General features: G+C 56.3%; 16 protein-coding genes. 1 reads left to right on the top strand and 15 read right to left on the bottom strand.

Features of this window, described 5'->3' with window-relative positions; all coding sequences use genetic code 11:
* Positions 1-2: 2 nt before the first annotated feature.
* From lpxA to I9187_RS12985, 15 genes are all read right to left on the bottom strand, one after another.
* Positions 3-788: an acyl-ACP--UDP-N-acetylglucosamine O-acyltransferase gene (gene lpxA / locus I9187_RS13055; protein WP_171173915.1), complete on the bottom strand. Its 786-nt coding sequence runs from the start codon at positions 786-788 to the stop codon at positions 3-5.
* On the bottom strand, positions 785-1,258 hold the full coding sequence (fabZ, locus tag I9187_RS13050) for a 3-hydroxyacyl-ACP dehydratase FabZ (protein WP_050602398.1): 474 nt from the start codon (positions 1,256-1,258) through the stop codon (positions 785-787). The genes lpxA and fabZ overlap by 4 nt, the downstream gene beginning before the upstream one ends.
* Positions 1,259-1,330: 72 nt before the next feature.
* Positions 1,331-1,894, bottom strand: a complete 564-nt coding sequence (locus tag I9187_RS13045) for an OmpH family outer membrane protein (protein ID WP_245223198.1) — start codon at positions 1,892-1,894, stop codon at positions 1,331-1,333.
* 21 nt (positions 1,895-1,915) lie between these two features.
* Entirely contained in the window at positions 1,916-4,276 is a 2,361-nt protein-coding gene (gene bamA / locus I9187_RS13040; RefSeq protein ID WP_171173911.1) for an outer membrane protein assembly factor BamA, read from the bottom strand.
* A 127-nt stretch (positions 4,277-4,403) separates the two neighbouring features.
* The gene (locus I9187_RS13035; RefSeq protein WP_171173909.1) at positions 4,404-4,547 is read right to left on the bottom strand and encodes a hypothetical protein; all 144 of its coding nucleotides are present in this window, start codon (positions 4,545-4,547) and stop codon (positions 4,404-4,406) included.
* 79 nt (positions 4,548-4,626) lie between these two features.
* A complete protein-coding gene (rseP, locus tag I9187_RS13030) occupies positions 4,627-5,979 on the bottom strand; it encodes an RIP metalloprotease RseP (protein WP_171173907.1) in 1,353 nt (450 codons plus the stop codon).
* Between the two features lie 4 nt (positions 5,980-5,983).
* Entirely contained in the window at positions 5,984-7,156 is a 1,173-nt protein-coding gene (dxr, locus tag I9187_RS13025) for a 1-deoxy-D-xylulose-5-phosphate reductoisomerase (protein ID WP_209940215.1), read from the bottom strand.
* Complete coding sequence (locus I9187_RS13020; protein ID WP_171618987.1) at positions 7,156-7,938, bottom strand: phosphatidate cytidylyltransferase; 783 nt, start codon at positions 7,936-7,938, stop codon at positions 7,156-7,158. Before I9187_RS13020 ends, dxr begins: the two co-directional genes overlap by 1 nt.
* The gene (locus I9187_RS13015; protein WP_171173900.1) at positions 7,935-8,666 is read right to left on the bottom strand and encodes an isoprenyl transferase; all 732 of its coding nucleotides are present in this window, start codon (positions 8,664-8,666) and stop codon (positions 7,935-7,937) included. The genes I9187_RS13020 and I9187_RS13015 overlap by 4 nt, the downstream gene beginning before the upstream one ends.
* Before the next feature lie 9 nt (positions 8,667-8,675).
* Positions 8,676-9,239 (bottom strand): ribosome recycling factor, encoded by a 564-nt coding sequence (frr, locus tag I9187_RS13010; protein ID WP_171173898.1) that lies wholly within the window; start codon positions 9,237-9,239, stop codon positions 8,676-8,678.
* A 182-nt stretch (positions 9,240-9,421) separates the two neighbouring features.
* Positions 9,422-10,417 carry an acryloyl-CoA reductase gene (acuI, locus tag I9187_RS13005; RefSeq protein WP_171173896.1) on the bottom strand — a complete coding sequence of 332 codons (996 nt, stop codon included), beginning with the start codon at positions 10,415-10,417 and terminating at the stop codon, positions 9,422-9,424.
* Positions 10,418-10,522: 105 nt separating this feature from the next.
* Entirely contained in the window at positions 10,523-11,626 is a 1,104-nt protein-coding gene (locus I9187_RS13000; protein WP_171173893.1) for a dimethylsulfoniopropionate demethylase, read from the bottom strand.
* A complete protein-coding gene (locus I9187_RS12995; protein ID WP_171173891.1) occupies positions 11,627-12,154 on the bottom strand; it encodes a DinB family protein in 528 nt (175 codons plus the stop codon).
* On the bottom strand, positions 12,154-12,858 hold the full coding sequence (locus I9187_RS12990) for a DUF1326 domain-containing protein (RefSeq protein ID WP_171173889.1): 705 nt from the start codon (positions 12,856-12,858) through the stop codon (positions 12,154-12,156). The genes I9187_RS12995 and I9187_RS12990 overlap by 1 nt, the downstream gene beginning before the upstream one ends.
* Positions 12,859-12,862: 4 nt before the next feature.
* The gene (locus I9187_RS12985; protein ID WP_171176165.1) at positions 12,863-13,627 is read right to left on the bottom strand and encodes a DUF2182 domain-containing protein; all 765 of its coding nucleotides are present in this window, start codon (positions 13,625-13,627) and stop codon (positions 12,863-12,865) included.
* Between the two features lie 115 nt (positions 13,628-13,742).
* Between I9187_RS12985 and I9187_RS12980 the strand changes: the two genes are divergently transcribed.
* Positions 13,743-14,474, top strand: a complete 732-nt coding sequence (locus I9187_RS12980) for an FCD domain-containing protein (protein WP_171173886.1) — start codon at positions 13,743-13,745, stop codon at positions 14,472-14,474.
* Positions 14,475-14,487: the final 13 nt, after the last annotated feature.

The raw sequence follows: 14,487 nt of genomic DNA, 5'->3' as shown, positions 1-14,487 counted from the left end.
GTTTATTTCCCCGGTGTCAGGAATGAGCGATCACTGTGGCCGGTGACAAAATCGACGATCCGCTGCACGTAATCGCTTTCATTGCCTTCGCCGATCCGGCTGGCGCGGTCCATAAAGGTTCCATCGCCTTCGGACAGTTCCTTGAAGGCCGCGCGCAGCGCCGAGATATCCTCGCGCGAAACACCCTTGCGTTTCAGACCAACAAGGTTCAAGCCGTCCAGCTCACCACGTGAGGCCTGCACCAGACCGTAGGGAATAACGTCCTTGGGCACCATGGTCAGCGCACCAATGATTGCTCCGCGCCCGACGCGCACCCATTGATGCAGCCCTGAAATGCCGCCGACAATCACATCGTCTTCCACGATACAGTGACCAGCTGCCCCTGCGTGGTTGACCATGATGACGCGGTTGCCGATCTGCACGTCGTGGGCCACGTGAACGCCTGCCATCAACAGACAATCATCCCCGATGCGCGTGACGCCGCCGCCACCGTCGGTGCCGGTGTTAATCGTCACATGTTCCCGAATCCGGTTACGTTGACCGATTTCCAGGCGGGTGTTTTCGCCACCGAACTTCAGATCCTGCGGGATTTCACCAATCACCGAGAAATTGAAAATGACGGTGTCTTCGCCAACCGATGTATCTCCGGTCACAACCACATGAGATTTAAGCTCGACCCGATCCGCCAGTTTGACCTGCGCGCCGACATAGCAGAATGGACCAATCGTACAGCCCTGCCCGATCTGAGCGCCCTCTTCAACAATTGCGCTGGGATGGATTCCACTCATGTTGTTTTTTCCATATCCCAATCAACATAGGCCGAAAACTCGGCCTCGGCTGCTACTTCTCCTTCAACCGTGGCCCGACCGCTGAATTTGAACAGCTTGCCGCCTTTTTTACCGCGCACTGTTTCCACATGCATTTCCAGAACGTCACCTGGCACTACCTTGCGGCGAAACTTGCACTTGTCGATGCTCATGAAATAGATCAGCAATTCAGTATCGATGACATCCATGCCAACACCCAGCATCACACCCGCAGTCTGAGCCATGGCTTCGACGATTGTGACGCCCGGCATGATCGGTGTGCCGGGGAAATGCCCCTGAAAGTGCGGCTCGTTCATAGTCACGTTCTTGATGCCGCGCGCCGACTGATAGCCCGAGATGTCCACCACCTTGTCGACCAGCAAAAACGGATAGCGATGTGGCAAGATCCTCTGGATCAGCTGAATGTCGGCGCTTTTGGTTTCCGTGGTCATTGATCAGATATCCCGTTTTGGATGTTTCTTTTCCGCGTGGTTAGCAATACAGCAACCCAAGGGCAAGCAACCCTATTCGCCGTTGCCCTCTTGGAGGGAACTGCCATCCCCGATTGCAGCGTCGATACGGGCGATGGCTGCGTCAGTGATGTCGGTGGTGCTGACGACCACATTGGATCGTTCGATCATTACGCTGGCTCCAAATTCGCGCAGCAAGTCCACAAGGATGGGGCGGACGATCTCGAAAAAGGTCTGTTGCGCTTCTTCACTGCGCCGCGCCAAGGCATCCAGCTTGGCGCGCTGGCCTTCGCGATGAGACTGAACCTTGGAGTCAAAAGCCTCGGCCAATGGGCGGAATTCCTCAGCCGGCAAGGTCGCGCGCTGTTCCGTCAGTTCTTTTTCTTCCTGGCTGAGCTCAACCACAATCCGTTCGTTTTCTTCCGCAAGCAGGGCACTTTCTTTTTCGACCTCTCGCCGCACACGCTGACCGAAGGCCGACTTGGAAAACAGTTCTTCGCTGGACAAGGTAACGACACTGGCTTGCGGTACGCCGAGTTGTTGTGCCGAAACCAACGGTGCAGTCAAAACAACCGACAAAAGACACAGGGCCCCGAAAGGGCCCAGTGCTGTTCTCATTATCTTATCCAACATGTCTGATCAGAACCGAGCCTGAATCGTAAAGTCAAAGTTCTGTTCCTTGTCGAAGCTCTCTTTTTTCAGAGCCTGCGAGAAGTTGAACCGCAACGGTCCGAACGGTGTGTCCCAGAGAACAGCGATGCCAATCACGTGGCGGATCGAGCCGTTTGCACCGACGATATTCGCACCGGCGGTGTTGACGTTGTCGATGTCATAGAGGTTACCGACGTCGTAAAAGACACCGCCGCGCAGACCCAATTCTTCGGGCAGGCCAAGCGGGAAATCGCTTTCAAAGCGTGCAACCCAGTAATAGTTACCACCGATGGCGTCATCCTGACCGTTGGACAGATCCCGTGGGCCAAGACCTGCAGGCTCGAATCCGCGGAACGTATTGGGCCCCAGCACAAAGCGGTCAATCGTACGGCTGAAATCGTTCCCCCGCCAGTGCAGCGCACCCAGCTCCATCGACGCCCGCAGCACGACCTCTTCGTTCCAAACGCGGGTTTGTGCGATGCCGCGTGCGGTGGTTTTGAAGTATTTGTTGTCGCCACCAAGACCCGCAGCATCAACGCCAACCTCGAACAGAACGCCGGAATTCGGGTCCAAACCACCGCGACGGCTGTCATACACGTAAGACACACCCAAAGAGCTGGACGTTCGCTTACCCTGAGCGATTTCCGACGAAATAACCGCACCGTTCACTTCGTTGTCCTGCTGGGTCATTTCACTGCGATCCCAACCATAGCGCAACCGCAGCGACGACAGTTCCCCGATGGCATAGGTCAGTTGTGGGGTGAAGAACAGCGAGCTGGTATCATAGCTGGCAAAGCCCGAGTTTGTTCCCGACAGCCCCAGCCCCAAGTCAAAACGCAGCTTACGGCCCAGCAGATACGGCTCTGTAAAGCTGATCGAATACTGCTCGGAGTCCTGGGCGGTCGAAATCGTCAGACCTAGGTTCTGACCACGACCCAGGAAGTTGGATTCATTCAGACCAATCGCGATCCCGAAACCGTCCGTTACCGAGTAGCTACCACCAAGACTAAGCGAGCCTGTGGGTTGTTCTTCTACATCCACATCCAAGATCACCTGGCTGGGCGAAGACCCTTCGCGCGGCTCGACATCTGCGGTGGCGAAGAAACCCAGAGCATTGATCCGCTCAGCCGCCTGACGAATTTCGCGCGGGTTGAATGGGTCACCCTCGACCGTGTCAAACTGACGGCGGATGACGCGGTCCAGCGTGGTGGTGTTGCCTTCAATGTCAATCCGTTCAACAAATATGCGCGGACCTTTTGTCAGGACAAACTCCACATCCAGTGTCAGGTCGCGATCATTGCGGGTGATGCGCGGCTCGACCCGCAGGAAGTCCACGCCCTTCTTGACGCCCAAACGTTCTTGCCGGGCAATCGAGTTTTCAATCAGCGTGGGCGTATAAGTCACGCCAGGTTTGATCTTCAGCGCATCTTGATATTCTGCGGCGTTGACGCCGGGGATTTCACTGACCGTAGTGATCTTGCCGAACGAGAACTTTTGCCCTTCTGTGACGTTCATAACCAGAAAGAACGCATCCCGTTCACGCGTGAATTCGACATTGGCGCTGTTCACCCGGAAATCGACGTAGCCACGCGACAGGTAGAAATCGCGAATGACCTGTTTGTCGAACTCGATGCGGTCGCCAATAAACGTATCGTTACGGAAGAAGGTCCGAAGGAACGTTGCTTGCTTGGTCTCGAGAACCCGGCGCAAACGGCGGTCCGAGAATGCCCGGTTGCCAACAAAGCTGACACGCTCAACTTCGATGGTTGTGCCTTCCGCGACTTCAAAAACCAGATCGACCCGGTTGTCACTGCGGCGGATGATCCGTGGAATGACCGTTGCGGCGACCCTGCCCTGCGCTGAGTAAACTTCGGCAATCAAATCCGCGTCTGCTTCTGCCACCTGAGGGGTAAAGACACGGCGCGGTTCGGATTGGATGACGTCCAACAAAACGTCATCTTTAACCCGAGCGTTTCCTTCGATGCTGATCTGGTTGATCGTGGGGTATTCCTGAACTTCGATCACCAAAGTAGTGCCACGCGGCGTCAGCTCGACTGTTTCAAATACACCACTGTCAAGCAATCGCTGATAGGCATCATTAATCTGTCCGGCGGTGACTGTTTGGCCCGGTTCGATTCCGGTTCGGGCTATAATTGTGCCGGTTTCGATCCGACGGTTGCCCTCAACCTGGAAGGAGTTGATCGTGAAGTTTTGCGCCTGCGCCGCGTTCGGAAAAGCCGTCAAACTCGCTGCAACAAAAAGGAAAAGAACCGTTAGCGCCTGCCACAAAATATTGTTTGTCGGCATTTGCCCCCCGCAGGATGTGCCCGCGTTTCGCCTGTCAGTCATTTTGTGCTCTACCCAGAATTTTAGAACTTTATTGCTGAGTAACGGGATTAAATGAGCTTGTCAAAAGGCGAAATAGAAGCATTCCACTACGAGGGTGGACCAGAAGCTGCCAGCATTTCGGTAAGAATCAGAATCCCGCCAGATAGATCCCGGCCAGATAGGCTGCACCTGCCAGCGCCAGCGCTGTCATCGCAAAGCTCAACAACACGTCACGGTTCAGCATGAAAAGCAAGCTGAACCCCTGGTACGATTTTTTAAGCGCTTTGGTCATGGTGATACCCTTTCGACGCAAAGAGCATAGTCCCGAAATAAGGCAGGAATGCGGCCCAAATTAGCGCCTAACGCCACAATCAGCAGAACAGATCGTTGCTAACCGAAAACAGCATCAGAGTCAGGATAATAGTGATGCCCAGCCCCATGAGAATTCTCAATGCGCCGTCGCTGGGTGGTTTACCTACGACGGCTTCGTAGGCGTAGAAAACCAAGTGGCCGCCATCCAGTGCCGGAATCGGGAACAGGTTCAACAAACCAACGGCTGTCGACAGCACTGCGATAAAGAAGATAAAGTTCTGCGCCCCCTGGCTGGCCATCGCACCCGAGGTTTCGGCGATTCCGATTGGCCCGGAAATGTTGCAGGTGCTGATCGCTCCCGTCACCATGTGCCACATACCGGACAAAGACCCTTCGATGATCCGACCTGTTTGAATGACACCGCCGCGCAGTGAATCCACAAGACCGGCGGGTTCAGTAGCGGGTTCTAACATCATTCCACCGATGATGCCGATCCGCCAATGGGTGACAAACCCACCTTCCGGTTGAGGCTCGTCCGTGCGTCGAGGCGCAAGTGCAAACTCCAGATCGGATCCGTCTCGCCATACGTTCAAAAGTAGAACGCGGCCATCCGAGCTTTCGACAAAGTCCTTCAATTGATCAAAGGCAAAGATCGGCTCGCCATTCACGGCAGTGATAACATCGCCCTGCTCAAGCTGGATATCCATTGCGGCGCTGCGCGGGGCGACCTGCCGGATGAGCGGTGGGAACATCCAGGGCGCCTGAACGTCCAGCGTTTCGCCGTCTCGGATTACTGTATAATCCAGAACTGGTTGCACCGGCAGTGCATCGATGAAATCCTGCCATGCCCCTTCTTCATCATAGTCCGGCGTAGTTATGCCCGAGATCGCGGTGATCACATCACCTTCACGCAGCTCTTGCACCGTCCCCGGCAGAGGCTGCAATGAACCCACGGTCAACGGTTCGCGCGAAACACCCTGCGACCAGAAAATCATGCCAAAAACCAGAATGGACATCGCAAAGTTAAATGCCGGGCCTGCCGCCACTGTAGCAGCCCGCGCCCACAAGGGTGCCCCGTGCATTGTGCGCCGCAACTCTTCGGGGCTTTGAGCGGCGATTTCGCCCATCGCCTCTTCATCTTTGCCTGACGCGGCATTGGCATCACCCAGGAACTTCACGTATCCGCCAAACGGCAACAAAGCGATCTGCCAGCGGGTACCGCGTTTGTCTACGCGGCTCCAAAGTACAGGGCCAAACCCGATCGAGAACACCTCGGCATGGATACCAGACCAGCGCCCCACAATGTAGTGGCCGTATTCATGCACGGCCACGATAACGGACAACGCGATGACAAAAGCCACAATCGTCCAAAGAAGATTGCCAAATTGAGGTATCAGCGAAAGTACGTCCAAAATTCTATCCTGCTCGTTCCACCACGGTGTCATCGACCCATTGACGTGCCAAATGGTCCGTTTGATGCACGTTATCAAGGGTCATCGGGGCATCAATAAGGCCGTCTGATGCGTCAAATCGGTCAAGAACGGCGGCCACGGCATCTGCCATATCCAGAAATGAGATCCGGCGCGCAATAAAATGATCCAGCGCTCGTTCCTTGGCTGCATTGAACACCGCCCCCGCCAGACCACCGCGCTCCATTACATCCCACGCCAGTTTCAAAGCCGGGTATCGCTTCAGATCAGGCGCTTTGAAGTTCAATTGTCCGATCTTCGCCAGGTCAAGCCGATCCACTGGAAGATCGCGTCGTTCTGGCCAATGCAAGGCATAGCCGATGGCATGGCGCATATCCGGTGCTCCCATATGGGCCATCACAGCCCCATCGCGGTACCCGACCATTGCATGTACGATGGATTCAGGGTGCACCAAAACCTCGATCTGCGCAGGCGAAACAGAGAAGAATTCCCTTGTTTCAATCACTTCTAAGGCTTTATTGAACATCGAAGCACTGTCGATTGTAATGCGCTGTCCCATGTCCCAGTTCGGATGGCTGGACGCTTGTTCCACCGTGGCACTGACCAAATCTTCCATCGGCCAGTCCCGGAATGCTCCACCGCTGGCCGTAATGATCACGCGCTCAACGGCAGTGATGTCTTCTCCGACCAAAGCTTGAAAAACGGCTGAATGCTCGCTGTCGACCGGCAGCAGTCGCGCATCATGAGCCTTGGCCGTCTCCATGACCAGAGACCCTGCGCAGACCAGCGTTTCTTTGTTGGCCAGCGCCAGCGTTGAACCTTGTTTCAGCGCCTCAATCCCCGGCGCAAGCCCTGCTGAGCCCACAATGGCTGACATGATCCAATCCGCTGGGCGCGTTGCAGCCTCGGCAATGGCGTTTGCGCCAGCCGCTGCTTCGACCTCGCTGCCAGTAAGCGCGGCGCGCAGATCGTCCAACTTGTCTTCATGTGCCGTCACCGCCAGATCGGCCCCTAAACGGCGCGCGTCATTGGCCAGTTTCTGAATATTCGCCCCACCTGTCAGAGCCACGACATCATAGTCGCTTGGCGCGCGTGAGATCAGATCGATCGTGTTTTGCCCAATCGATCCTGTGGCCCCAAAAATAGAAACCCTGCGCATTACATCCCACCCGGCGCGTAAAACAGCCCAGCTATAAGGACAAACAAGGCAGCGCCCATCATGCCGTCAAAGCGATCCAGAAAGCCGCCATGGCCTGGGATCAGGTTTGAACTGTCCTTGACCCCAAACTTTCGTTTGACTGCACTTTCGATAATATCACCAGCTTGACTGGCCATTGAAGCCAATATCGAAACAACAACAAACGCGAATCCGAAACCGGCATGGGCCGCAAAGGCCACCCCGACGCAGGCGGCGGCAGCCCATCCACCCACTGTTCCCGACCATGTTTTCTTAGGGCTAACTTTGGGCCAGAACTTAGGTCCGCCGATCATTTTTCCAACAAAGTACCCTGCGACATCCGTGGCGACGACCACGGCAATCAGCCAAACCATCCAACTAAAGCCAAAATTCTCGCGGACCGAGATGAACCCCAACCCGGCGCCGACAATCCAGACAGCAAACAGCCCATAAAGGATCTTGGATCGGCTCACCTGCCCCATTCCCACCAAGGCGGGCGCGACAATGACAGGTAATGTGTACAGAGGTGGCAGATGGTAACTCAGCAAAACCGCAGCGCTTGTCAGGACGCCAAGCTGAATGGCCGTACCCTGGCTTTTTGGATCGATCATCCGAACCAGTTCCCAGGTCATCAAACCGCAAGCTGCAGCGATAAAAGTTTCAAACCAAACACCGCCCAGCCACACCTCGACCGCGCCCACCATAACCAGCACGACTGCAGAAAGAACCCGTGCTGTCAGGTCAGACCATCGGCCTTCGCTCATGCCAGCACCGCTCCGAACCGGCGCTCTCTCGAGCCATAGTTGCGGCATAGCGCTTCCAGTTCGGCGGCCGTAAAGTCTGGCCACAAAGTATCGATAAACTCGTATTCCGAATAGGCCGACTGCCACAAAAGAAAGTTTGAAATACGCGCTTCGCCACTGGTGCGAATAACAAGGTCCGGATCAGGAAGAACACGCGTATCCAGATACTTAGGAAGAGTTTCTTCGTCCACCTCTTCAGGCTTCAATCGCCCCTCGGCAACATCACGCGCCAACCGTTTGGTGGCGCGCGCCACCTCATCACGGCCACCGTAGTTCAACGCCACCGTCAAATGCACGAGGTCGTTGTCCTTGGTTTCCTGTTCCAAAGCATCCATCAAATCGGTCAGCTTCGAATCCAACCGGACGCGATCACCGATGAACCGAACGCGGATTCCGTTGTCCGCAAGTGTCCGGGTTTCTTTGATGATGTAGCGACGAAACAGGCTCATTAGACCTGCAACCTCAACCTGCGTCCGCTTCCAGTTCTCGGTCGAAAAGGCGAAAACAGTCAGATACTTGATCCCAAGGCCAGGACAGGCCTCAACCACCTCTCGCACACGCCGCGCGCCCGCATGATGACCATACAGTCTGGGGCGGCCACGCGCCTGTGCCCAACGACCATTGCCGTCCATGATGATAGCCACGTGGCGTGGGCCGGAAACCGGATCGATTTGGGGATCTTTGGGCATCAGTCCAGCTCAGACCTGCATGATTTCAGCTTGCTTGGTCTCAAGCGCAACATCAACGGCCTTGATCATTTCATCCGTCAAATCCTGAACTTCGCTTTCCCAAAGCTTCTGGTCATCTTCCGACATTCCATCCGCCTTGGCTTTTTTGATCTGGTCCATACCGTCGCGGCGCACGTTGCGGATCGAAACCCGCGCGCTTTCCGCATATTGCCCGGCAACTTTACCCAGCTCGCGGCGGCGTTCTTCATTTAGCTCGGGAATCGGCAACATGATGATGGTGCCGTTCAGCTGAGGATTGATGCCAAGTCCGCTTTCTCGAATGGCTTTTTCCACCTTTCCCACCAGTGACTTGTCCCAGACATTTACAGTCACCATACGCGGTTCGGGCACGTTCACTGTGCCCACTTGGTTGATCGGCGTCATCGAGCCATACGCGTCAACCATGATAGGTTCCAGCATGGAAGCCGATGCGCGCCCCGTGCGCAGCGAGGCAAATTCGGTTTTCAGATTGGCCATGGCGCCATCCATGCGGCGCTTGAGATCGTCGGTGTCCAGTTCGAAGTCGTCAGACATGCTGCTCACTCCCCGTATTCAGGTACTCTTTCGATGGGTCTTACGCCATCGCAAATGGGATGTATAGCAATCATGATCGGGAATTGTATCAATGGCCAGAGGCGCTGCGACCATTTTGTACCAAACCTGCGACCTCAGACCTGGTCGGAATCATCCGTCCAGGTCTGCTGGAAAGCTCGAACCTAAGCGTTTACATCCACTACGACGCGACCCTTGACCTGTCCTTTCAGGATATCGGCACCCAGTTGAGGTAAATCTGACAACACAGCGGGTTGGATCATCGCGTCCAACTTGTCCATCGGCAGATCCGTGGCGATCCGTTTCCAGGCGCGCAGCCGATTGTCAAAGGGCTGCATTACACTGTCGATGCCCAGCAGGTTCACCCCACGCAGCAAGAATGGAATCACTGTCGCCGGCAATCCAGCCCCGCCAGCCAAACCAACTGCCGCAACAGAACAGCCGTATTTCATCTGACCCAGAACACGCGCCAACATATCGCCACCCACTGCATCCACACAGCCAGCCCAGGTTTCACTTTCCAGCGGGCGTTTGGTGGTCTCATTCAGGTCTTCGCGCGGCACAATGGTCGTCGCGCCCAAGGATTTCAGATAGTCCCCGGTTTCGGGCCGCCCGGTTACTGCGGCGACCTCATATCCCAGCTTGCCCAGAATTGCCGTGGCCACCGATCCAACACCACCTGCAGCGCCTGTCACCAGAACCGGTCCCCGATCCGGGGTCAGTCCATGATCCTCCAGCGCCATCACCGCAAGCATCGCCGTAAACCCGGCGGTACCCACAGCCATGGCCTGCCGCGTGTCCAACCCGTCAGGTAGTGGGACCAACCAATCGGCCCGCGCATTGGCTTTCTGAGAATAACCGCCCCAATGCGCCTCACCCACACGCCAACCGGTTAGAACGACCTTGTCCCCTGGCTTGTAGCGATCATCTGACGAAGCCTCTACCGTACCGGCATAGTCAATGCCCGGAACGTGCGGGTAGGACCGGACCAGCCCGCCGCCTTTAGGAGACAGGCAGAGCCCGTCCTTGTAGTTGACCGTCGAATACTCGACAGCAACGGTGACTTCACCATGCGGCAGATCATCTTCCGACAACTGCTTGACCGATGGGCTCGCCAAACCGATTTCTTCGTCCTTCTCCATCACAAGAGCATTGAACATATCTCAATTCCTTTCGTGTTTCTGCGCCCGGACCAGTTCTTCACCTGGCCCAAAATACCTCGGGGGAGTCGCGCAGCGACGGGGGCAGCGCCCCCAACCCCCGTGTCAAATCCAGAAATGTGACTGCACGGTTGCGTGACGCATCCCGTCCGGTGTCTCAACATCCAGTTCCGTTCCCGCGTCCCAATGGCTCAATCGCACCATGCCAATGGCTACGTTGGTCTTGAAGTCAGGGGACCAGGTCGCCGAAGTCACCTGCCCGACCCATTTTCCATCCGCGTAGAGACCCCAGGGCCTATCGCAGCCCGGCACAGGATCGCCCGCGATGGCAATAGGCCGGATTTGCTGAATGGGCCCCTCTTTGGCCACACGCAGCAATGCATCGCGGCCAATGCAGCCGATTGCGGTATGCGTGTTGCAGAACTTGCCCAAGCCACACTCGTGCGGAGTGTTATCATCCGTCATGTCATTGCCATAGGACAGCAAGCCACCCTCGATCCGTTCGATCAGGTTTGGACAGCCGGCACGCACCTCAAGGTCTTCTCCTGCAGCGAATAATGCATTCCAGAGGGGCATACCAATGTCGCTGCCCTCAACATAAATCTCGAATCCGCCCTGTTTGGAATAACCCGAGCGCGCCACGGCCAGATCGCGTCCCTCAAACTCGAACATGTCAAACTTGAAAAACCGGATATCCCGCACGCGGTCGCCAAATACGCGGGCCATGAGTTCGTCCGCCTTGGGGCCCTGAACAGCAAGCGGCGACACATCCGGCTCGTCCACGAGAACATCCAGACGGTATCCCACAGCGATCCCTTTGACCCAAAGCAACAGGTCACTGTCCGCAATCGAAATCCACCAACGATCTTCGGACAGCTTCACAGCCACCGGGTCGTTTAGCATTCCACCTGTTTCATCGACGATCGGCACATAGAAACACTGCCCCGGCAACATCCCACGCAAATCGCGCGGAGTGAGCATCTGCATCAGGCGTGCGGCATCCGGCCCGCGTAGTTCGACCTGTCGCTCACACGAGACGTCCCACACCTGCACATGGGTCTTCAAATGCCGATAGTCGGCCTCAACGCTTTCGAAAACAGTAGGCAATAACATACGGTTATATACCGTATATCCTTTGACCCCAGCAGCTTCGACCCCATCCGAGAATGGCGTGCGCCTCAAACGGCGCGAAGGAGATATTTGCGGCATTCAATCCTCCTGCGGCATGAAGACAAGATCACTGACCGGCGCTTCAGATCCCGCCTCAGTCAGCATCTTGTGCACTTGTCCCCGGTGGTGGGTTTGATGATTGAACATGTGGATGACGCACCGCGCATAGGGCAAAGTAATGTCAGCCTCCTTCGCGGCTGAATACCACGTGAACGGACCCGTCAGAGGTTCGTCGCCCAAGCTGTCAGCCCATCGGATGATGCGGGCGTCAATCTTTTCTCGCAGGGGCAGCCATGCAGACAGGTCGGGGCACAGATACACACTTTCATGAATACCGCCGCCCGCGCGGTGAATGTTGCTTTCTGGCCCGTCCCCCTTGTCAAAGCGGGACATCCAGATCCAGTCCCCCCAGAGCAGATGGTTGGCGGTACCTAGGATCGAACCAAAAAACGCTCCGCGTTCAAGGATCAGCTCCTCGTGACTCAAAGCTTGCATAAACTCCGACAACTGCTTGTTTTGCCAATGATTATACTGCGCCATCTCACGTGCATAAGCGCCGGTGATCATTACTTAGGCCCATGCCAGTCAATCGGACAAATCTCGGCTGACTTACCGCCAAAATCCCAAACCCGGCCGTAATCACGCACTTTCGACTTCGTGCCCCGCGCCACGATAATATCAGGGCCCATCCAGTATTTCGAGTTCGAAACCATGACAGGATGCTCTGGGTCCTTGCCTCCAAGCATTTCGATCTCGCCCTGTATCTTGCGGCCAATCATGATGCGGCGCTTGGTCCCGTCGCGTTCGATCTGCACAGGGGCACGCTCGGCCCCGATGATCTCACTCACCAGCATGGTAAACAGCCCGGTGGTTCCCCCGGCCTGCCCGCTGAAAATCTGAAGCAAACCGTTATACGCCTTTCCGCTGGCGCGCTCGTCGACATAGGCCGCCACTTTCCACTGGCCTTCGCCCATACGGCCCGGGATATCGACCAACAGACCGACCTTCAGCCCAGACAGATCTTCGCCCTCATAGTGCCCTTCATCGATGATGACGCCCATCCAAGCATGGCAATGGCCCTCGGTCGGAGGATGCGCACCCAACGACACAACACAGGGGCAGAATACATCGCACGAGCAGTTCAGGATCAATTCGCCCTTGATCGACCATTCCGTTGGGCTCATTTCGCGCCGTTTCGGGTTTGGCATCCGGCTGTCAATCCGCTGACTGATGGGCAACCGATCGGCTTCTGGTTTTCTGTTTTTTGCCATTGGCTTAACCTCCGTAGCTAATTGGATAGACGAGCAGGACGAGACCGCCCGTAATTAATACAAACCCCATGGGCCGCGTGATCGCGTGCCCGATTTGGGGGAGTTTCTCCAAAACCATGAACAGTGTCGCGAGACCCATCCACAACAAGCTCATGACACCGCCCACAAATCCCAGCGCCATAAAACCCCAGCAGCAGCCGACGCAAAACGCGCCCAGGCTCAAACCCATGCGGACCCCGCCCGCGAAGCCGGTTTTCCAATGGCCCAGAAAATAGGTCATCGGGGCATGACAAACGCCGTGGCAGACCTCTTTCGCGCGGGTGAACTGAAAGGCCCCCACTGCAATCATCAATCCGCCCGCAATCCAGCCGGACTTGGCGATGCCCAGCATATCGACCGCACCGCCAAACAGCAAAGCCAGCTGAATCCCGGCGATCAGAGCCGCAAACCCAACCCACACGATCGAGTACCCCGCCAGAACACCCAGCCAACCCGCACGGCTGCCATTGGCGCTGCGGATCAGGTCGTCATAGCTGCGCAGGGTTGGTACAAGCGTGGGCAGCATCATAGCCGCCATCATGATCGCCCACATTGAAAACAGCGGCCCAAACTCGGCCATGGGCATATACATGTCCATGCGCGGATCCATGGCCGCCATGGCCTGCCCCATGGGTCCGGGGCGACCGATCAGATCAAGGTCCATGTCCCGGCTCATCGAGAACATGACCCACCACGCCCACAGGATCAGAACATAAAAGCCCAACCACATTCCGCTGCGCAGCCAAGTACGACTCACTTCAGCCTCCCGACTCAACTCCCTTGCTTTTCAAATGTCAGACTTTTAAATGTCAGACAAATAAAAATTTGCCCAAGGTCCTCTGAACATGAAAGCCGCCCCCCGAAAAACCGCTGACCTGTCCGCCCAGATCGCTCAAGCCATTCGGGATGCGATTGTGTCGGGTGAGCTTATCGGGGACGCCCGCTTGCCGTCAGAGGCTGAGTTGTCCGATCAGTTTCAGGTCTCGCGCCCTACCGTGCGAGAAGCGTTAAAACGGCTGGCGGCTCAGTCTTTGATCCGCACACAACGTGGCGCATCGGGTGGCGCGTTTGTAAACCGTTTGAGTTTTGAGGACGCCTATTCACAGCAAGTTACAACCTCGACCCTGTTGCTATCGATGAACGCCGTCAGCTTCGATACCGCATGCGAGGCGCGCTATGCACTGGAAAGGGCCTGTGCGCCTTTGTCCGCCCAGCGACGCACAGCGGATCAACTGGCCACCATGCGGGCGGAGATCTTTCGCCAGTCGCAACCTGGCCTTACGGATGAAGCGTTTTGCGCCTCGGATGTCACATTCCACCGTGCGTTGGTGGATGGTGCGGAAAATCCCGTTTTGTCTTACCAACTGGCCGGAGCTGTAGAAGCGATGCAACCGTTGATGAACATGATCACATTCACCGCGCGGTCTCGAGAGGCGATAATAGGACTGCATACAAGAATAGTGGACGCGCTTGAGGCCCAGAATGCGGATGCCGTAGACGCCGCGTTGGTGGATCTGGAGCATTACACCCGACAACTGGCCCAGGACGTGGCCGATCGCAAACGTAAACCGGCCTAAAGGCCAAACTTGC

This window comes from Ruegeria sp. HKCCE4148, assembly GCF_017872495.1.
Taxonomy (GTDB): Bacteria; Pseudomonadota; Alphaproteobacteria; order Rhodobacterales; family Rhodobacteraceae; genus Ruegeria.
Note: the sequence above shows the minus strand (reverse complement) of the source record. Positions and strands in the feature narration are given on the sequence as shown.

What these genes read in the sequence shown, in the direction of transcription:
- I9187_RS13015 (WP_171173900.1), bottom strand. Translation starts at nt 8,666, where the DNA reads ATGCCCAAAGATCCCCAAATCGATCCGGTTTCCGGCCCACGCCACGTG.
- I9187_RS13045 (WP_245223198.1), bottom strand. Translation starts at nt 1,894, where the DNA reads ATGAGAACAGCACTGGGCCCTTTCGGGGCCCTGTGTCTTTTGTCGGTT.
- bamA (WP_171173911.1), bottom strand. Translation starts at nt 4,276, where the DNA reads ATGACTGACAGGCGAAACGCGGGCACATCCTGCGGGGGGCAAATGCCG.
- I9187_RS13020 (WP_171618987.1), bottom strand. Translation starts at nt 7,938, where the DNA reads ATGAGCGAAGGCCGATGGTCTGACCTGACAGCACGGGTTCTTTCTGCA.
- dxr (WP_209940215.1), bottom strand. Translation starts at nt 7,156, where the DNA reads ATGCGCAGGGTTTCTATTTTTGGGGCCACAGGATCGATTGGGCAAAAC.
- acuI (WP_171173896.1), bottom strand. Translation starts at nt 10,417, where the DNA reads ATGTTCAATGCTCTTGTGATGGAGAAGGACGAAGAAATCGGTTTGGCG.
- I9187_RS12985 (WP_171176165.1), bottom strand. Translation starts at nt 13,627, where the DNA reads ATGTGGTTGGGCTTTTATGTTCTGATCCTGTGGGCGTGGTGGGTCATG.
- fabZ (WP_050602398.1), bottom strand. Translation starts at nt 1,258, where the DNA reads ATGACCACGGAAACCAAAAGCGCCGACATTCAGCTGATCCAGAGGATC.
- lpxA (WP_171173915.1), bottom strand. Translation starts at nt 788, where the DNA reads ATGAGTGGAATCCATCCCAGCGCAATTGTTGAAGAGGGCGCTCAGATC.
- frr (WP_171173898.1), bottom strand. Translation starts at nt 9,239, where the DNA reads ATGTCTGACGACTTCGAACTGGACACCGACGATCTCAAGCGCCGCATG.
- I9187_RS12980 (WP_171173886.1), top strand. Translation starts at nt 13,743, where the DNA reads ATGAAAGCCGCCCCCCGAAAAACCGCTGACCTGTCCGCCCAGATCGCT.
- I9187_RS12995 (WP_171173891.1), bottom strand. Translation starts at nt 12,154, where the DNA reads ATGATCACCGGCGCTTATGCACGTGAGATGGCGCAGTATAATCATTGG.
- I9187_RS13000 (WP_171173893.1), bottom strand. Translation starts at nt 11,626, where the DNA reads ATGCCGCAAATATCTCCTTCGCGCCGTTTGAGGCGCACGCCATTCTCG.
- I9187_RS13035 (WP_171173909.1), bottom strand. Translation starts at nt 4,547, where the DNA reads ATGACCAAAGCGCTTAAAAAATCGTACCAGGGGTTCAGCTTGCTTTTC.
- I9187_RS12990 (WP_171173889.1), bottom strand. Translation starts at nt 12,858, where the DNA reads ATGGCAAAAAACAGAAAACCAGAAGCCGATCGGTTGCCCATCAGTCAG.